The organism is Polynucleobacter sp. QLW-P1DATA-2 (assembly GCF_001870365.1).
Classification (GTDB): Bacteria; Pseudomonadota; Gammaproteobacteria; order Burkholderiales; family Burkholderiaceae; genus Polynucleobacter.
Window position 1 is genome coordinate 369,727 of sequence record NZ_LZMQ01000001.1, and the last position, 17,778, is coordinate 387,504.

Consider the following 17,778-nt stretch of genomic DNA (forward strand, 5'->3'; position numbering starts at 1 on the left):
ATCATTTTTCACCTTTTTAGGCCTACTCTCGGGTGGTTCCTTAACCAGACCTGTAGGCAGTTCACAACTAGATTGTACGATTGCGGTATGACTAAACATAGACTCTTGTTGGTAGACGGCTCTAGCTACCTCTACCGTGCCTTTCATGCTATGCCAGACCTCAGAAATGGGGTTGGTGACCCCACGGGAGCCATATACGGCATGGTCAATATGATGCGACGGGCTAGGTCCGAGCTCAAGGCTGACCATATAGCCTGCGTCTTTGATGCCAAAGGCAAGACTTTCCGAGATGAAATGTATTCCGAGTACAAGGCTCATCGCTCCCCGATGCCTGAGGATTTGGTGAAGCAGATTGAGCCAATTCATGCGATGGTCAAGGCTCTAGGATGGCCAGTACTGATGGTCTCGGGAGTTGAGGCGGATGATGTGATTGGTACCTTAGCTTGCCAGGCGACTGAAGCAGGTTGGGAAACCATTATCTCAACTGGCGATAAAGATTTAGCGCAGTTAGTCAACCCATCGGTGACGCTCATCAATACGATGACTAATGAGAAATTAGATATTAATGGTGTGATAGAAAAGTTTGGCGTGCCACCAGAACGTATCGTTGATTATTTATCCATTATTGGTGATGCGGTTGATAACGTTCCAGGTGTTCCCAAGGCTGGACCTAAAACTGCCAACAAGTGGTTAGCTGAGTTTGGTGATCTTGATAATTTAATGGCGAACGCTGATCAAGTGAAGGGCGTAGTTGGAGAGAATCTCCGCGCCACTTTAGATTGGTTGCCGCAAGCTCGACAATTGATCACCGTAAAAACTGACTGTGATTTATCGCCCCATTTACCAGGTTTAGATGATTTGCATGCTAAACCTGAAGATGCCGCTTTGCTTCGAGAGTTATTTGAGCGCTATGCATTTAAGACTTGGTTACGTGATGTAGAGAAACAGCTCATAAGCCCAGAAAATAAAGGCTCTGAGGAGGTTTCTTTTGATCTGGTAGGAACACCAATGCAGGCTGCTGGCGATGAAGATGAGCCTAAAAAAGCGCGCGTGATTGCTGGTGCTCCGACGAAAGCTTTATCGCAAGACACCACTGATTTGCAAGATGCGATTGAACGCCATTACGAATGTGTCACTGATGAAGCAAAATTAGAACAGTGGTTAAAAAAAATTGCAGCCGCAGATCTGACTGCAGTCGATACTGAAACAACGAGCTTAGATGCATTGGCTGCAGAGTTGGTGGGTATTTCTTTATCGGTAAAACCAGGTGAGGCTTGTTACATTCCAGTGGCGCATCGCAATGGTGAAGTGCAGCTAAATCGTGATACAGTGCTTGCAAAATTAAAACCCTGGTTAGAAAGTGCAAGTCATTTAAAAGTAGGACAAAACTTAAAGTACGATGCACATATCTTTGCAAACTACGGCATCACTCTAGGCGGCATTGCATTTGATACTTTGCTGGAATCATACGTACTAGAGTCACACATGCCACACAATATGGACAGCTTGGCTGAGCGCCATCTGGGAATGAAAACCATTCGTTACGAAGAAGTCTGTGGCAAGGGCGTTCATCAAATTGGTTTTGATCAAGTTGACCTCCAAATTGCAACTGACTATGCAGCGGAAGATGCGGACATTACCTTGCGCCTGCATTTAGCCCTTTGGCCGCAGATTCAGGAAAGCCCTGGCCTACTGTATGTCTATGAAAAGATCGAAATGCCGGCAATGCGAGTGCTTGGAATCATGGAGCGCAACGGTATTCGGATTGATTTAGCGCTTTTGGCTAAGCAGGGTCAGCAGGTAGGTAAGCGCCTCCTGGAACTTGAGAGCGAGATTCATCAATTAGCAGGTCAACCATTCAATATCCAATCGCCTAAACAAATTGCAGAAATCCTATTTGTTCAGCAAGAGTTGCCAGTAATCAAGAAGACTCCATCGGGCGCGCCATCTACCGATGAAGAAGTGCTGCAGAAGTTAGCTGAAGACTATCCATTGCCTGCTCGTATTTTGGACTATCGCAGTCTCGCGAAGTTGATGTCAACTTATATTGAGAAGTTGCCACGCATGGCCGATCCGAAGACGGGTCGGGTCCACACGAACTTCTCTCAAGCTACTGCAGTGACGGGGCGCCTGGCCTCTAGTGATCCGAACTTGCAAAATATACCCGTACGCACTGAAGAGGGTCGTCGTATTCGTGAGGCATTTGTGCCAGCAGATGGTTGTAAATTATTGTCAGCTGACTACTCGCAAATTGAGTTACGCATCATGGCGCATATTGCTGAAGATGAGAATCTCCTGATGGCCTTTAGAGATGGTAAGGACGTGCACCAAGCGACTGCTGCAGAGATTTTTGGTATTGCGCTAGATGAAGTCAGCTCAGAGCAACGTCGTTATGCCAAGGTCATTAACTTTGGTCTGATTTACGGCATGAGTGCTTTTGGCTTAGCGGGAAATTTAGGGATTGAGCGCGCAGCTGCGCAAAACTACATTGCCAAGTACTTTGATCGCTATCCTGGTGTTGCGCAATATATGGAACACACTCGCTTAGAGGCGAGAGAGAATGGCTATGTTGAAACTGTTTTTGGTAGACGCTTATGGTTGCCGGAGATCAAGGGCTCTAATGGCCCGCGTCGCCAGGGTGCTGAGCGGGCGGCGATTAATGCACCAATGCAAGGGACTGCAGCCGACCTCATTAAGTTAGCGATGATCGCAGTAGAAAATTGGCTTGAGAAGGAGCAGCTCAAGACCAAGCTTCTCTTGCAAGTACACGATGAATTGGTATTGGATGTGCCCCTTGATGAGCTTGAGCTAGTACAAGCAAGATTACCCGATTTAATGTGCAATGTTGCCCAGCTCAAGGTGCCTTTAGTGGTGAGTATTGGTATTGGCGATAATTGGGAAGAGGCACACTAGAAATTAGCTAGGAGACATGCAATATGAACGATACGACACAGAACGGCAGAAGAAGCTTTATGAAGACTTCAGTTATGGGAGTTGCTGGGATAGGCGTTGGCTTTGTCGCCGCCTCCGACCCAGTCGTGGCCGCTGCTATCGAGACTGACTTTAAGGGTCTTAAGGCGGGCGAGCAAATGATTCCGGTGGGCAGTTTTCAATTGCCGGCGTATGTTTCTCGTCCAGAAAATGCCAAAGGTAATTTGCCCATCATTATTGTGGTGAGTGAAATCTTTGGTGTACATGAGTACATTGCTGATGTCACACGACGTTTCGCAAAGCTGGGATATCTCGCGATAGCCCCAGAATTTTTTACTCGCGCAGGCGATCCGAATGCCTATGGCACTATCGCTGAAATTCAGTCTAATATCATTGCCAAGACCCCAGACACCCAAGTGATCAATGATTTGCAGGCTGCGTTGGTGTGGGCTGGTAAGAATGGCGGTGATTTGAAGCGGGTAGGCGTAACTGGTTTTTGTTGGGGTGGTCGCATCACCTGGTTAGCTGCGACCTTGCCTCAAGTCAAAGCGGGTGTAGCTTGGTACGGTCGCTTGATTGGTGAAAAAACTGAAGGTAATCCGCGCCATCCGGTTGAGATCGCGGCAGATTTAAAAGCCCCGGTCTTGGGTTTATATGGTGGTGCCGATACGGGTATTTCTTTAGAGAGCGTTGAGCAAATGCGTGCAGCGCTTGCACAAGCGGCCCCTCAAGATCCTGCAGCCAGGGATTCAATGATTGAGGTCTATCCAGATACACCCCATGCATTCCATGCAGACTATCGCGCCAGCTATCGCGCGGGACCCGCCAAAGACGGTTGGGAAAAGTGTCTTGCTTGGTTTAAGAAAAACGGAGTGGTCTAAATAGTGACTGCCTTAGAAAGCATCGTATTAATTACTGCAGCTGCAGGAGTCACTAGCGTCTTAATTGCTGCCAGTTGCTCTGTGACACTGCTATCTCGCATGATTAACAATATGGTGAGTCTATCCGTTGGCATTTTGCTAGCCACTGCGTTGTTGCACTCACTTCCAGAAGCGTTCAATATTCAGGGCATTAATCCTCAGTACTTGTTTGCGACATTGTTAGCTGGCTTACTTGGATTCTTCTTGCTAGAGAAGATTGCTTTATTGCGTCACGACCATCATCACGAAGGGGATGGTCATCACCACCATCACGGTCATGATGCCGAAAATGCAGGACGTAGTGGTTGGATGATTTTGGTGGGTGATGGCATACATAACTTTGTGGATGGCATCTTGATTGCGGCCGCCTTTATGGCTGACTACCAGGTGGGCATCTTTACTGCGATTGCGATCATTGCACATGAAATTCCACAAGAGATTGGAGATTTTATTGTTTTGCTCAACGCTGGCTTTTCCCGTACCCGCGCCTTGCTCTACAACTTGATTTGCGGCTTATCTGCTGTGGTTGGCGGGGTATTGGCGTACTTCTTCTTGGAGAGAGCGCATGCAGCAATGCCTTACTTGCTCGTGATTGCTTCAAGTAGTTTTATCTATATTGCAGTGAGTGATCTGATTCCGCAAATGCATCGCCGTCCCCATTGGGCAGAGTCTTTGCGTCAAACAGTGTTGATTGCTTGTGGCGTTGGATTTGTACTGCTGTTATCGCTGCTGCATTAGAGTTCGATTGGTCTACTGGAGTCAGCACACCACTCACTCCAGCTGCCTGCATACAAGCGGGATCCTTTGAGTCCGGCAACTTCCATTGCTAAAAGATTGTGACAGGCTGTTACGCCTGAGCCGCACTGATGAATCACTTCTGAAGGCTTAATAGGCCCAAGCAATTCAACAAAGTCTTTAAAGAGTTGTTCTGCTGGTTTAAAAGCAGTCGCAGATAAATTCGCTTTAAAGAAGCGGTTGATTGCGCCGGGGATATGTCCGCCAACGGGGTCTAAGGTTTCATTCTGACCATGAAAGCGATCATTAGCGCGTGCATCGATGACCGTATTTTTAGGGGTTTGCAAATTGCTAACGATTTCATTTACCAAAACCAATCCAACATAAGGCCTAGGTTCAATAGCTTGAGATGCGGGTGCTGGTTTGCGTGCTACGTTGCCCATCGGACCGTTCCAGGCATCAAGGCCGCCATCTAAGACCTGCACATTGGCATGACCCGTGGCTTTAAGCATCCACCAGAGGCGACTTGCATAGACTGAGCCCTGCTTGTCATAGGCAACTACCAACGTATTTGGGCTCATGCCTAGGCGAGTTTTGGTTTGTGCCCAAGCTTCTGGAGTAGGTAAAGGGTGTCTGCCGTTTGCACCTGTTTTTTCACCTGACATATCGTGATCCAGGTCGATATAAATAGCGCCTGGAAGATGATTCTCTTCGTATGCTTTTTTGCCCGCCTGCGGATCAACTAAATCAAAGCGGCAATCACAGAGCAATACATTCTCGCCACTATTAATGATTTCTTCTAACTGGTTTGCGGAAATTAGAGGAGTCATGATGCTTCCTATCTTTGGTGGCGAGGAGAGTTGGGTGAGGCGTACTGCTTTCTAGATTATGCGCCCTGAAAGTGCATAACACGACGGTACCATTCGTGGAAATGTTGCATACCATCTTCCATCGGACTCTGGTAGGGGCCAACTTCATTAATACCGCGTGCATATAGAGCTGCTCTGCCTTGATCCATACGTTCACCGATCTCATCATCTTCGATGCAGGTTTCCATATAAGCAGCACGTTCTGCTTCTACGAATTCACGCTCGAATAGAGCAATTTCTTCCGGGTAGTAGAACTCGACAATATTACGAGTCTTGTTTACCCCCATGGGGTGCAAAGTCGATACGCAGAGAACGCCTGGATACCACTCCACCATCACATTGGGGTAGTAAGTAAGCCAGATAGCACCGTGGCGTGGGGCTTTGCCGTCAAATTGACGCAGAACTGCTTCGTGCCAATTGCGATAGGTTGGTGAGCCTGGTGTTCGTAAATCTTTGTGAATACCAACAGTTTGAACGCTATGCCAATCACCAAATTCCCAATGCAAGTCTTCACAAGAAACAAACTTGCCTAAGCCTGGATGAAATGGCACAACGTGGTAGTCCTCGAGATAAACCTCAATGAAAGTTTTCCAGTTGTAGTTGCAATCATGTACTTCAACATGATCCAGAACGTAGCCGTCAAATTTGAGATCGTCTGCTACGCCGAGTTTGGCGAGATCGCTACGCACATCGCGTGGACCTTCGAATAAGAGGCCTTGCCAATTTTGTAAAGGCGATTTACCGAGATTGAGACAGGGTTTGTCTTCAAAGTGGGGTGCACCTAATAAGTTGCCACCCAAGTCATAAGTCCAGCGATGTAAAGGGCAAACAATATTGTCCGCCTTGCCTTTGCCATTGAGCATCAGCGCTTGGCGATGACGGCATACATTAGAGAGTAGTTCAACACCCTCGTTATTGCGAACTAGGATGCGACCTTCATTTTCTGCGCTGAGAGTTTGATAGGAGCCAATTTCAGGCACCATGAGTTCGTGACCAACATAGCCAGGACCCTGCTTAAAAAGCAGTTCAATTTCTCGCTGATATAGGTCAGCGTCAAAATATGCCGAAACCGGCAGTTGTAAATTGGACGGCGCAAGCTTCTGCGCGGTAGCCAGATTAGTCATTCTCCCCACCCCCGAAAACGTCAGCCGAAGCTAAGCGGAATAACCAATCCAACCATCGACGGATCGATATTGGAAAGGAAGGGGTGAATTATACCCATCCAAAGGGCTTCTCGCTTTAATATATAGGGCTATCCGTCCGAGAAATACGAAGGAAATTCCCTATGCCAGCCAAGAAGTCAGAGAGTCCAAAACCAGGCCTTGAGGTCCAAATCGACCCAGATCTTCGCTATGAGCAAGCAGTCAAAGAGCTTGAAAAGCTCATTTCTGACATGGAATCTGGCAAATTTTCCTTGGAAGAGACCTTATTGGCCTATCAACGTGGGGCAGCTTTGCTCAAACATTGCCAGGGTGTCCTTGCGCAAGTAGAGCAACAAGTTCGGGTGTTCGAGGCTTAATTGACCACCGCTTTTCAATTTCAGGAGTGGCTTACCGTTCACTCTGAGCGAACTGAATCCGCGTTAGATCGCTTACTCGATTCTGCACACACAACGCCCCATCGCCTGCATGAAGCGATGCGCTATGCAGCCCAGGGTGGCGGTAAACGTATTCGTCCGCTATTAGTTTATGCCGCAGGTCAATTGGGTAATAACAAAGACAATCACGAGGCATTGGATGCTGCTGCAGTAGCGATTGAATCTATTCATGCATATTCATTGGTACACGATGATTTACCTTGCATGGATGATGATGACTTGCGCCGTGGCAGACCTACGGTTCACAAAGCATTTGATGAAGCAACCGCTTTGCTCGTTGGTGATGCATTACAAACCCGCGCTTTTGAAGTTCTAGCGAACTCACCGTGTGATGCCGAAATACGCTTACGTATGATTAGTGCCTTAGCTGCAGCCTCTGGCTCGCGGGGCATGGCGGGCGGTCAAGCCATTGACTTGGAAAGTGTTGGCAAGACACTGGATCTTGATGGCTTAAAGCAAATGCACGCCATGAAGACGGGTGCATTGCTTTCTTGTGCGGTAGCAATGGGTGGTATTGCCGCGCAACTTGATCTCACCCAAATGACCCAGCTTGCAAATTATTCCCAAGCAATCGGTCTCGCTTTTCAGATTGTTGATGATGTGTTGGATGTCACTGCGGATAGCCAAACCCTTGGAAAAACCGCCGGTAAAGACGCTGCAGCCAATAAGCCAACCTATGTCACCTTGATGGGTTTAGACTATGCACAGAAGCAGGCTAAAGAGTTGCAAGAAACTGCCATTAGTAGCTTGGATGGTTTTGGTAGCAAAGCACAGGCCTTAAAAGATTTAGCTCTATTGGTAGTCAGTAGGGGTAAATAAAGAAAATTAGATGCAATGACTTTACATTCCGTTAACTCTCCAGACGACCTCAAAAAACTTTCTCGCGAAGAGCTGCCCGCGCTTGCCGATGAGCTACGTCAATTTGTTTTGGATTCGGTATCGAAGACCGGGGGGCACTTATCTTCCAATCTGGGGACTGTTGAGTTATCGATTGCTTTGCATTATGTCTTTGATACACCGCGTGATCGCATTGTGTGGGATGTGGGTCACCAAAGCTATCCTCACAAAATTCTGACTGGTCGCCGTGAGCGTATGCATACACTGCGCCAGTTCAAGGGTTTATCAGGATTTCCACATCGGGGTGAGAGTGAGTTTGATGCCTTTGGTACAGGACATTCATCTACGAGTATTTCTGCGGCGATGGGTATGGCGCGCGCATTTCAAACTAAGGGTGAACGTCAAGTTGCGGTTGCAGTGATTGGTGATAGTGCGATGACAGGTGGTATGGCATTTGAGGCAATGAATAACGCCGGCGTCTATGACGACCTACCGTTAGTAGTCATATTGAACGACAACGATATGTCTATCTCTCCAGCAGTAGGCGCGCTCAATCGCCACCTTGCAAGATTGCTCAGTGGCAATATTTATTCTGCGACAAAAAAGGGTATTGATAGCGTTCTATCGATTGCGCCCCCCTTAAGGGAATTTGCAAAACGCTTGGAAGATCATGCCAAAGGGATGGTTTCTCCATCCACCATTTTTCAAGAGTTTGGCTTTAATTACTTCGGTCCGATTGACGGCCATGATTTAGATGCTTTGATTCCGATGTTGCAGAACGTACGTCGCCTAGCTATAGAAGGGCGCGGCCCGCAGTTCTTGCATGTGGTGACAAAGAAAGGTCAAGGCTATGAGTTGGCTGAGGCAGATCCAGTGCTCTACCACGGACCTAGTAAATTCAATCCAGAAGAGGGCGTTAAGAAAGTTACCGCTAGCAAGAAAACCTTCACGCAAGTGTTTGGTGAATGGCTATGCGATATGGCCCACGCCGACCCTTTGCTGGTAGGCATTACTCCAGCGATGCGCGAAGGCTCAGGCTTGGTGGAGTTTGAAAAGAATTTTCCGAAGCGGTATTACGACGTCGGTATTGCTGAACAACATGCAGTGACATTTGCTGCGGGTATGGCGTGTGAGGGTATGAAGCCCGTTGTGGCGATTTACTCTACTTTCCTGCAACGTGCTTACGATCAACTCATTCACGATGTGGCCTTACAAGACTTACCAGTCTTGTTTGCCCTGGATCGCGCCGGTTTGGTTGGTGCTGATGGCGCAACCCATGCGGGTGCGTATGACATCCCCTTCTTACGATGCATTCCAAATATGTTGGTGATGACGCCAGCGGATGAGGCAGAGTTACGTGATTTATTGACAACGGCATTTCATCAGCCACATCCCAGTGCAGTACGCTACCCACGGGGTTCTGGTGTTGGTTCCACGCCATCGGCAGAGTTGCGTACAGTGCCATTGGGCAAAGGTGAGATTCGTCGTAAATCTAACGCACCTACTAGACAGCGTGTAGCTATTTTGGCGTTTGGTACGTTGTTGTATCCCGCCCTAGAAGTTGCCGAGGGAATGGATGCGACTGTTGCCAATATGCGCTTTGTAAAACCACTCGATATTGATCTCATCAAATCATTGGCAGAGACTCACGATTATTTCGTCACGATTGAAGATGGCGCTATTGCGGGTGGCGCTGGTAGCGCCTGTCTTGAGGCGCTCTCCAATCTAGGAATTAATAAACCCCTATTGCAGTTAGGTCTTCCAGATCAATTTATCGAGCATGGTGATTACCAACTGCTCATGACCCAGTGTGGCCTTGATGTAGAAGGCATTGCAAACTCTATTCAGCAGCGTTTTCCAGCAGTATTGATGGCAAATTCGGTGATTTCAGGCAAATAAGCCCGTTTTGCTTGAAAATAGCGTTATGAATGACATGAACCCCGCCTTTCTCAAAGCCAGCGCAATGCCTGACGTGCAGTCCACTTTGGATGAGCGCGCATTGCCAATTGAGCAAGTGGGGATTCGTGGCGTACGTCATCCACTGACGATTCGCAGCCGTACGGGCAACTTTCCATCCGTTGGCACTTTCGAGATGGATGTGGCATTACCTGCGCATATCAAGGGTACCCACATGTCTCGTTTTATGGCACTCTTGCAAAAGCAAGATGAGGCTGTTGATAGCACAACTGTCGTTGCCTTAGTGCGCGAAATGTTGCCTTTGCTCGATGCTAAAGAAGGTCATGTGCAATTTACTTATACACACTTCGTTAAAAAAGCAGCACCAGTATCTGGTGTAGAAAGCTTAATGGATTACGAAGTGACTTGGATGGCAACGGGCAAGCAAAACGCACATGGTGCTACTGATATTGAACTTCATTTGCGTGCGCAAGTTCCGGTGATGAGTTTATGCCCTTGCTCAAAAGAGATCTCTGAGTTTGGTGCGCACAATCAGCGTTCACATGTCACGATGACAGCGACTCTTGATGACAAAACACAAATGACGGTTGAAGACTTGGTAACTGCTGCTGAGAGTGAAGCTTCTTGTGAGTTGTGGGGTTTACTCAAGCGCCCAGATGAGAAATGGGTCACAGAGCATTCTTACAGCAATCCGAAGTTTGTTGAAGACTTGGTGCGCGATGTCGCTGGCAACCTTAAAGCAGATCAGCGTATCCAGTCATTTGTGGTCGAGGCTGAGAACTTTGAGTCTATCCATAACCATAGCGCATTTGCGCGCATCAGCCACCAGAAATAAAGCTATTTCAGATTATTGCTTTGCAAATCCCAGCGGGGTTTGATATCAAAGGCTCCAGAGGTTGTGGAGCCATTATTTTTGGCAAGCATTCTGAGTGCTCCAGCAAATGCAATCATCACACCGTTATCTGTGCATAACTCGAGCGGTGGGTAATGCACTTCAAAGCCATGCTTCTGCGCCTTGTCATTAAGAGCATTACGCAATTGCAAATTGGCCCCAACTCCACCAGCAAGCACCAAATGTTTACAGCCCGTTTGCTTCAGGGCTTTTTCAGATTTGCTGACCAAGACCGCAACAATCGCATCGACAAAACTTCTGGCTAGGTCTGCATGAAACTGGGCCACTTCAGAAGGGTCAACCATATTTTTCTCTGCAAACTTTTTGACTTGATTAAGAACGGCAGTCTTCAATCCCGAGAAAGAGAAATCCAAATCACCAGAGTGCAGCATGGGCTTGGGGAGAGCAAATATTCCAACGCGACCTTGTTCTGCCAATTTAGAAATTGCGGCTCCACCCGGGTAGTCGAGACCTAATAATTTGGCTGTTTTGTCGAAGGCTTCGCCAGCAGCATCATCCAAAGATTCTCCCAGCAGTTCATATTGGCCAATGCCAGAGACTTTCATGAGCTGGGTATGGCCCCCGGAGACCAAAAGGGCAATAAAGGGAAATTGAGGGGCGGTTTGTCCCAAAAGCGGGGAAAGCAGGTGTCCCTCAAGGTGATGAACCCCAATGGAAGGCAAATTCAGGCCTTGGGCTAAGGATTTGGCAAAAGCGCTGCCAACCAGGAGGGCGCCGGCTAGACCGGGGCCTTGGGTAAATGCCACAGCATCAATATCAGCTAAAGTGAGGCCAGACTGGGCTAAAGATTGGTCTAAAAGGGGTAAAACACGACGAATATGGTCTCTTGAGGCCAGCTCGGGGACTACTCCCCCATAATCCCGGTGCATGGCGATCTGGGAGTGCAAACCCTGCCCCAAAATGCCCTGGAACGCAGGATTGCCGCTTTCCCAGGGGGCTGTGTTGTATAAAGCCACCCCAGTTTCATCACAAGAAGTTTCTATTCCTAAAACAATCATTTTTTTGCTTGGCCGTGCTAGAATCGCAATTCAGTTAATTTTTCGATATTTATCGAGCATATACGAGTTAAATAAGTATGACTACAGTCCGCCTCCGTGAAAACGAACCATTTGAAGTGGCATTGCGCCGTTTCAAGCGCACCATTGAAAAAAATGGTCTTTTAACCGACTTGCGTGCTCGCGAGTTTTACGAGAAGCCAACAGCTGAACGTAAGCGTAAAAAGGCTGCTGCTGCTAAACGCCATTACAAGCGTATTCGCAGCCAAATGTTGCCTAAGAAGCTTTACTAATAGAATTTAAAAGCTCTCTTCACCGAGAAGCTTTGAAACCCGCTGACGGTGAAACGCAGCGGGTTTTTGCTTTTTGAATTGTTCATTACATCTAGATATATTCAACATCAGAAAGAATCAAATGAGTTTGAAAGATCAAATTACCGAAGATATGAAAAACGCTATGCGTGCCAAAGAGACTGCACGTCTTGGTACGATCCGTCTTTTGTTGGCTGCTATCAAGCAGCGCGAAGTTGACGATCGCATTGTGCTCGATGATGCAGCGATCATTTCGACTATCGAAAAAATGATTAAGCAACGCAAAGACTCGATCTCTCAGTTTGAAAAAGCACAGCGTCATGATTTGGTTGCTATTGAGGCAGCTGAGATGGTCATCTTGCAAGCCTACTTGCCTGCACAAATGTCGGATGCTGAAGTAGAAGCGGCTGTTGCTGCAGCCGTCGCCTCTACAGACGCTGCCGGCCCACAAGATATGGGTAAAGTCATTGGCGTTCTCAAAGGTCAGTTAGCTGGTAAGGCTGATATGGGTAAGGTCTCTGGCTTAGTAAAAGCCGCACTCGCAAAATAAGAGAACTCACCCCATACTCTGAGCCTTATGGCGCTTATTCCTCAATCCTTCATTGCCGATCTTTTAAATCGGGTCGACATCGTTGATGTGGTTGGGCAGCACGTGAAATTAAAAAAGGCTGGCGCAAATTATCAAGGTTTGTGCCCCTTTCATTCAGAGAAATCCCCCTCATTTTCAGTCTCACCAACCAAGCAGTTCTACCACTGCTTTGGTTGTGGTGCGCATGGTTCCGCTATCAGCTTCATGATGGAATATTCCGGGCTAGGTTATGTTGATGCGATTGAGGAGCTCGCTCGTTCCGCTGGTTTAGATGTGCCGCGTGAAGAGCGGACTGCAAACGACGTAGCAAGACAGCAACAAGCAATGGCGCTGAGTGAAGTGATGAGTTCTGCAGCGGATTGGTATCGCCAACAACTCAAAGGCAGCACTCGCGCGGTGGAATACCTCAAGGGTCGCGGCCTGACGGGTGAGATTGCGAAACGCTATGGCCTGGGTTATGCCCCTGATGGTTGGCAAGGTCTGGAAGCAGTATTTGGACCCTATTCCAATGACGAAATTGCAAAGACCTTGGTTGAGGGCGGTTTAATCATTCAAGGTGAGCAGTCTGAGGGGGCTCCTGTTAAGCGTTACGACCGCTTTCGGGATCGCGTGATGTTCCCGATTCGTAATCCCAAGGGGCAAACAATTGGTTTTGGTGGCCGCATTCTGGATCAAGGTGAACCTAAGTATTTAAATTCACCCGAGACACCACTCTTTTCTAAAGGCAACACACTCTACGGTTTGTTTGAAGCAAGGCAAGCGATTCGCTCCCAAGAATATGTCTTGGTGTGTGAAGGCTATATGGATGTGGTGGCGCTCGCGCAATTGGGCTTCCCAAATGCAGTAGCTACATTGGGTACCGCTTGTACCGCAAACCATGTCCGCATGCTATTGCGCCAAACTGACAAAGTGGTTTTCTCATTTGATGGTGACTCCGCGGGCCAACGTGCCGCGCAACGTGCGTTAGAGGCATGCTTACCACTCATGTCTGACGATAAAGAAATTCGTTTCTTATTTTTGCCAACCGAGCATGACCCCGATAGTTATGTGCGTGCTTATGGCGCTGCTGCGTTTGAGAAAGTCATTAAAGAAGCCATGTCCATCTCCAGCTTCTTCTTCAAGCTTGCTAGTGAAGGCCATGAGCTTACTACCCCGGAAGGTAGAGCCCATACGCATCATGCGGCCAAGCCCCTACTCCTTTCCATGCCGCCGATTGCTTTGCGCACTCAGATTTTGCGTGAGCTGGCGATTCGTACAAATACGACTCCAGCAGAGTTAGAAGCGTTCTGTGGACTAACTGTGGTGCCAGCGCCTGTGCAACAAACTTCGTATCAGCCAGCTCAGCCAAGACAGCAAAACTATCCAAATAATCAAAGCAACTATGCCAATAATGGCAATCGACAGGGCGCGCCTTGGCAGGCTTCCAAGGGTTCTGCCAAGAGAGTGGCTATTCAGAATATTGAGCCACCAAAAGCACCAATGGATCTAGCCGAGCAAATGTTGCGTGTCTTGATTCAGTTTCCGCATTTAGGAAAAGCGCTTGATGGCAATAAGCGTGCACTCGCACTCAAAGCTGCCGAACAAAGATCGGCGAATGCATTGGCCTTGATGAAGGATTTATTGACGCAATGTGACCAAGTGGAATTGATTCCTGGTGAGAATGGCAAACCTGGGTCTGTGGGTGCCGGAGCATTTGCCATGTTTCAAGATCAGCTCTCTCGTAGCGAGCTTGCGCCAATGTATGAAGTGCTCAGAAAGCGTGTGATGGGGTCTGATTTGGAGTTAGATGGAGCCACAGCAGATCTCGATGGAAGTTTTAAAAAGCTAGAACTCACGAGTCTCAAACAAGAGATGACGGATATTGCCCAAAAGATCGCCGGAGGCACTGCCAACGACCTAGATCGGGCGCGTTATCGCGAATTAGGCGAAAAGCTGAAGTCTGTCTAAGAATTTACTGAACTACCCCTAGAAATACTCGAAAAATGCCCCATATTTTTGGGTAGGCAGGGGGTAAAAAAGTCGTAATCGACTATAATCCTCTGTTCCCAAGAAAAAAACGAATTAATTCAGCCACTTGCGCTTTATTTTCATGAAATTTGGGGTAAGTGGACAACGGGGCTGTACTTAATCAGTCGTGACCTATAACAGTAATGTGAGTAAGTGCTAATAAATGCCTAATACCAAGACAAAAAAACCAGCTAAACCAGTAAAAGCAGCCGCTAAACCAGCGCCTAAATCTAAGCCTGTAGCAAAAGCGCCCGCTAAGCCAGTCAAGGCCGCTGCTAAACCAGCACCGAAAGCAAAAGTTGTTGCTAAAGCGCCAGCCAAACCAGCGCCTAAATCTAAGCCTGTAGCAAAAGCGCCCGCTAAGCCAGTCAAGGCCGCCGCTAAACCAGCACCGAAAGCAAAAGTTGTTGCTAAGGCGCCAGTCAAACCAGTGAAGGCTGCTGCTAAGCCAGCACCTAAAGCGCCAGTGAAAGCGCCTGCTAAACCAGTAAAAGCTGTGGCTCCTGTAAAGGCACCTGCAAAAGCCGCTAAAACAGAAGTCAAAGTAGAGCCAGCTAAAAAAGAGAAGGCTGTTCTCGCTAAGGTTGAGGAAGTAACGGGGACTAAAGAAACTAAAGGTAAAAAAGCCAAGACTGCTGAAGTAGCGGTAGAGGTAGTTGAGGAAGAGAAAAAGCGCGGCCGCAAAGCGAAGGCGGATGCTCCTGCAGAAGCTGCAGAGCCAGTTTTGACAGATCGTCAAAAAGCACGCGAGCGTAAGGCAAAAGAAAAAGCGCTCCTAAAAGAATTCGCAGCACAACAGCTAGGTAGCGAAGAGCAACAAGAGTTACGTCGTGCCCGCTTGAAAACTTTGATCAAGATGGGTATGTCCAAGGGTTACTTAACCCATGGTGAGATGAATGATGTGATGTCTGACGAGTTATCCGATGCCGATGCATTAGAAACTTTGATTAGTCTGTTGAACGACATTGGCATCACTGTTTATGAGCAAGCGCCTGATGCTGAAACTTTAATTCTGTCTGACAACACGGAAGCTGCATCTTCCGAAGAGGAGGCTGAAGAAAAGGCTGAAGCAGCACTCTCTACAGTGGATTCAGAGTTTGGTCGTACAACTGACCCAGTCCGTATGTACATGCGTGAGATGGGCACAGTAGATTTGTTGACTCGCGAAGGCGAGATTGTGATTGCCAAGAAGATTGAGGCTGGCCTCAAAGACATGGTGATGGCATTGGCTGCATGCCCAGTAACGATTGGTGAAATCTTGAGCAACGTTGATAAGATCGCCTCCGGTGAAATGGAAATCGATCAATTCGTTGATGGCTTGGTAGATCCAAATGCAGAAGATATTAAGCTTGGACCTGAAGAGCCTGAAGTAGACCCAGATGCTGAAGAAGGTGAAGAAGACGGCGGCGAAGATGAAGGCGGCGGTGGTGGCGGTGGTGCTGCAACAGCTAATGCCAAGCAATTAGAAGAGTTAAAGCAGATTTCCTTGGAGAAGTTTGCAATTGTTCGCACACAGGCCGATAAGATGCGCCGTGCATTTGATAAAGATGGTTACAACTGCCTTGCGTACCTCAAGGCACAAGAAGGTATTCGTGCAGAGTTACTCGGTTTCCGTTTAACAGCAAAGAGTGTTGAGAAGTTATGTGACACCATGCGCTCACAAGTGGACCAGGTCTGGAAGCTTGAGCGTGGCATCGTGAGCTTGTTGGTAGATAAAGTTGGTGTTAACCGCGGCGAAGTTCTCAAAGATTTCCCTAAGATGTCCATGAACCTCACTTGGACAGAGAAGTTGCTTAAAGAGAACAAGCCCTACACCGCACTTTTGCAACGTAACGTTCCCGCTATTCAAGAACTTCAACAGAAGTTGATCGATATTCAGAAGAACGTAGTTATTCCACTTCCTGAGTTGAAAGAAGTTAACAAGCAAATGATCGCGGGTGAGAAGCGTGCACGTGAGGCAAAGCGTGAGATGACAGTAGCCAACCTCCGTTTGGTAATCTCGATTGCGAAGAAATACACCAACCGTGGCTTACAGTTCTTGGATTTGATCCAAGAAGGCAATATCGGCTTGATGAAGGCGGTAGATAAGTTTGAATACCGTCGTGGCTATAAGTTCTCCACCTATGCAACTTGGTGGATTCGTCAGGCGATCACTCGCTCTATTGCTGACCAGGCACGTACGATCCGTATCCCTGTTCACATGATTGAGACGATCAACAAGATGAACCGTATCAGTCGTCAGATCTTGCAAGAAACTGGTCATGAGCCAGATGCTGCAACCTTGGCGCTGAAGATGGAGATTCCTGAAGACAAGATTCGTAAGATCATGAAGATTGCTAAAGAGCCAATCTCTATGGAAACACCAATTGGTGACGACGAAGATTCTCATTTGGGTGATTTCATTGAAGACGGAAACACCCTGGCTCCAGCTGAAGCTGCATTGCATGACTCTATGCGTGATGTAGTGAAAGATGTTCTAGATTCATTGACACCACGTGAAGCAAAAGTATTGCGTATGCGTTTTGGTGTTGAGATGAGCACTGACCACACTCTTGAAGAAGTAGGCAAGCAGTTTGATGTGACTCGTGAGCGTATTCGTCAAATTGAAGCGAAGGCTCTAAGAAAAATGCGTCATCCAAGCCGCAGCGATAAACTCAAGACCTTCCTCGAAGAAGATTGAACCAAAGACTAACGGGCCTATAGCTCAGTTGGTTAGAGCAGAGGACTCATAATCTAATTAAGTTTTTTGATTTATTAAAATTACTTAATTAAATCAAGCAGTTAAGTGTAGTAAAAGTAGTAAAAATTGCTTCTACAGTGCTTCTACACTTTTTAGACCTAATTACTGGCCTAGTGAGTGCAGAAGTAGTGCGGCAAGTAATGTGAAGTTTTAGGGCCTATAGCTCAGTTGGTTAGAGCAGAGGACTCATAGCGAAAGTTGTGCCTTATGCGTGGAAACTGCATAAGGGATGGTGTCAAATTCGGAGAAACCTAAAGACGTTTAAACGAATTGTTGTATTTGTAGTCGAATACACAAATCGTTTTAAACGAATATGGCAACGCCGAGCGAAGCTTCAATGCGAAAGTATTGTTGAACGTGTAGAGACTAGACGGCACCCATCTAAGTTCAGATGTTAAGTTTGAATATGATGAAGGC

At 47.5% G+C, this 17,778-nt stretch carries 14 protein-coding genes; 11 read left to right on the forward strand and 3 right to left on the reverse strand.

Annotated features, from left to right (window positions below):
• The first annotated feature begins 87 nt into the window (after positions 1-87).
• From polA to A9236_RS01880, 3 genes are read left to right on the forward strand one after another with little or no spacing between them, the layout of a single operon-like run.
• Positions 88-2,913, forward strand: coding sequence for a DNA polymerase I (gene polA / locus A9236_RS01870; protein WP_071466023.1), 2,826 nt, complete (start codon positions 88-90; stop codon positions 2,911-2,913).
• A 23-nt stretch (positions 2,914-2,936) separates the two neighbouring features.
• A complete protein-coding gene (locus A9236_RS01875) occupies positions 2,937-3,812 on the forward strand; it encodes a dienelactone hydrolase family protein (protein ID WP_071466022.1) in 876 nt (291 codons plus the stop codon).
• Between the two features lie 3 nt (positions 3,813-3,815).
• The gene (locus tag A9236_RS01880; RefSeq protein ID WP_071466021.1) at positions 3,816-4,589 is read left to right on the forward strand and encodes a ZIP family metal transporter; all 774 of its coding nucleotides are present in this window, start codon (positions 3,816-3,818) and stop codon (positions 4,587-4,589) included.
• On the opposite strand, the gene A9236_RS01885 is transcribed toward A9236_RS01880, so the two are convergent.
• Both A9236_RS01885 and A9236_RS01890 read right to left on the reverse strand, forming a co-directional pair.
• Positions 4,586-5,416, reverse strand: a complete 831-nt coding sequence (locus A9236_RS01885) for a sulfurtransferase (RefSeq protein WP_083393524.1) — start codon at positions 5,414-5,416, stop codon at positions 4,586-4,588. The two genes, A9236_RS01880 and A9236_RS01885, sit on opposite strands and share 4 nt — an antisense overlap.
• 56 nt (positions 5,417-5,472) lie before the next feature.
• Positions 5,473-6,579, reverse strand: a complete 1,107-nt coding sequence (locus A9236_RS01890) for an SRPBCC family protein (RefSeq protein WP_071466019.1) — start codon at positions 6,577-6,579, stop codon at positions 5,473-5,475.
• Positions 6,580-6,740: 161 nt separating this feature from the next.
• Between A9236_RS01890 and xseB the strand changes: the two genes are divergently transcribed.
• Genes xseB through folE2 form a run of 4 tightly spaced genes read left to right on the forward strand, consistent with a single transcriptional unit; the run spans position 6,741 to position 10,641 of the window.
• A complete protein-coding gene (xseB, locus tag A9236_RS01895) occupies positions 6,741-6,974 on the forward strand; it encodes an exodeoxyribonuclease VII small subunit (protein WP_071466018.1) in 234 nt (77 codons plus the stop codon).
• A complete protein-coding gene (locus A9236_RS01900) occupies positions 6,975-7,871 on the forward strand; it encodes a polyprenyl synthetase family protein (RefSeq protein ID WP_071466017.1) in 897 nt (298 codons plus the stop codon). It begins immediately after the preceding gene.
• A 15-nt stretch (positions 7,872-7,886) separates the two neighbouring features.
• Positions 7,887-9,788, forward strand: coding sequence for a 1-deoxy-D-xylulose-5-phosphate synthase (dxs, locus tag A9236_RS01905; protein WP_071466016.1), 1,902 nt, complete (start codon positions 7,887-7,889; stop codon positions 9,786-9,788).
• A 25-nt stretch (positions 9,789-9,813) separates the two neighbouring features.
• Positions 9,814-10,641 carry a GTP cyclohydrolase FolE2 gene (gene folE2 / locus A9236_RS01910; protein WP_071466015.1) on the forward strand — a complete coding sequence of 276 codons (828 nt, stop codon included), beginning with the start codon at positions 9,814-9,816 and terminating at the stop codon, positions 10,639-10,641.
• Between the two features lie 2 nt (positions 10,642-10,643).
• On the opposite strand, the gene tsaD is transcribed toward folE2, so the two are convergent.
• Positions 10,644-11,717, reverse strand: a complete 1,074-nt coding sequence (gene tsaD / locus A9236_RS01915) for a tRNA (adenosine(37)-N6)-threonylcarbamoyltransferase complex transferase subunit TsaD (RefSeq protein WP_071466014.1) — start codon at positions 11,715-11,717, stop codon at positions 10,644-10,646.
• A gap of 77 nt (positions 11,718-11,794) precedes the next feature.
• Between tsaD and rpsU the strand changes: the two genes are divergently transcribed.
• From rpsU to rpoD, 4 genes are all read left to right on the forward strand, one after another.
• Positions 11,795-12,007 carry a 30S ribosomal protein S21 gene (gene rpsU, locus A9236_RS01920; RefSeq protein ID WP_011903537.1) on the forward strand — a complete coding sequence of 71 codons (213 nt, stop codon included), beginning with the start codon at positions 11,795-11,797 and terminating at the stop codon, positions 12,005-12,007.
• Between the two features lie 121 nt (positions 12,008-12,128).
• On the forward strand, positions 12,129-12,575 hold the full coding sequence (locus A9236_RS01925; RefSeq protein ID WP_071466013.1) for a GatB/YqeY domain-containing protein: 447 nt from the start codon (positions 12,129-12,131) through the stop codon (positions 12,573-12,575).
• Between the two features lie 27 nt (positions 12,576-12,602).
• Positions 12,603-14,561 carry a DNA primase gene (dnaG, locus tag A9236_RS01930; RefSeq protein WP_071466012.1) on the forward strand — a complete coding sequence of 653 codons (1,959 nt, stop codon included), beginning with the start codon at positions 12,603-12,605 and terminating at the stop codon, positions 14,559-14,561.
• Positions 14,562-14,784: 223 nt separating this feature from the next.
• The gene (gene rpoD, locus A9236_RS01935) at positions 14,785-17,301 is read left to right on the forward strand and encodes an RNA polymerase sigma factor RpoD (protein WP_071466011.1); all 2,517 of its coding nucleotides are present in this window, start codon (positions 14,785-14,787) and stop codon (positions 17,299-17,301) included.
• Positions 17,302-17,778: the final 477 nt, after the last annotated feature.

Bases quoted from the DNA above. Each gene is read 5' to 3' on its own strand.
- polA (WP_071466023.1), top strand. From the start codon at position 88: ATGACTAAACATAGACTCTTGTTGGTAGACGGCTCTAGCTACCTCTAC.
- A9236_RS01875 (WP_071466022.1), top strand. From the start codon at position 2,937: ATGAACGATACGACACAGAACGGCAGAAGAAGCTTTATGAAGACTTCA.
- A9236_RS01885 (WP_083393524.1), bottom strand. From the start codon at position 5,416: ATGACTCCTCTAATTTCCGCAAACCAGTTAGAAGAAATCATTAATAGT.
- A9236_RS01890 (WP_071466019.1), bottom strand. From the start codon at position 6,579: ATGACTAATCTGGCTACCGCGCAGAAGCTTGCGCCGTCCAATTTACAA.
- xseB (WP_071466018.1), top strand. From the start codon at position 6,741: ATGCCAGCCAAGAAGTCAGAGAGTCCAAAACCAGGCCTTGAGGTCCAA.
- dxs (WP_071466016.1), top strand. From the start codon at position 7,887: ATGACTTTACATTCCGTTAACTCTCCAGACGACCTCAAAAAACTTTCT.
- folE2 (WP_071466015.1), top strand. From the start codon at position 9,814: ATGAATGACATGAACCCCGCCTTTCTCAAAGCCAGCGCAATGCCTGAC.
- tsaD (WP_071466014.1), bottom strand. From the start codon at position 11,717: ATGATTGTTTTAGGAATAGAAACTTCTTGTGATGAAACTGGGGTGGCT.
- rpsU (WP_011903537.1), top strand. From the start codon at position 11,795: ATGACTACAGTCCGCCTCCGTGAAAACGAACCATTTGAAGTGGCATTG.
- A9236_RS01925 (WP_071466013.1), top strand. From the start codon at position 12,129: ATGAGTTTGAAAGATCAAATTACCGAAGATATGAAAAACGCTATGCGT.
- dnaG (WP_071466012.1), top strand. From the start codon at position 12,603: ATGGCGCTTATTCCTCAATCCTTCATTGCCGATCTTTTAAATCGGGTC.
- rpoD (WP_071466011.1), top strand. From the start codon at position 14,785: ATGCCTAATACCAAGACAAAAAAACCAGCTAAACCAGTAAAAGCAGCC.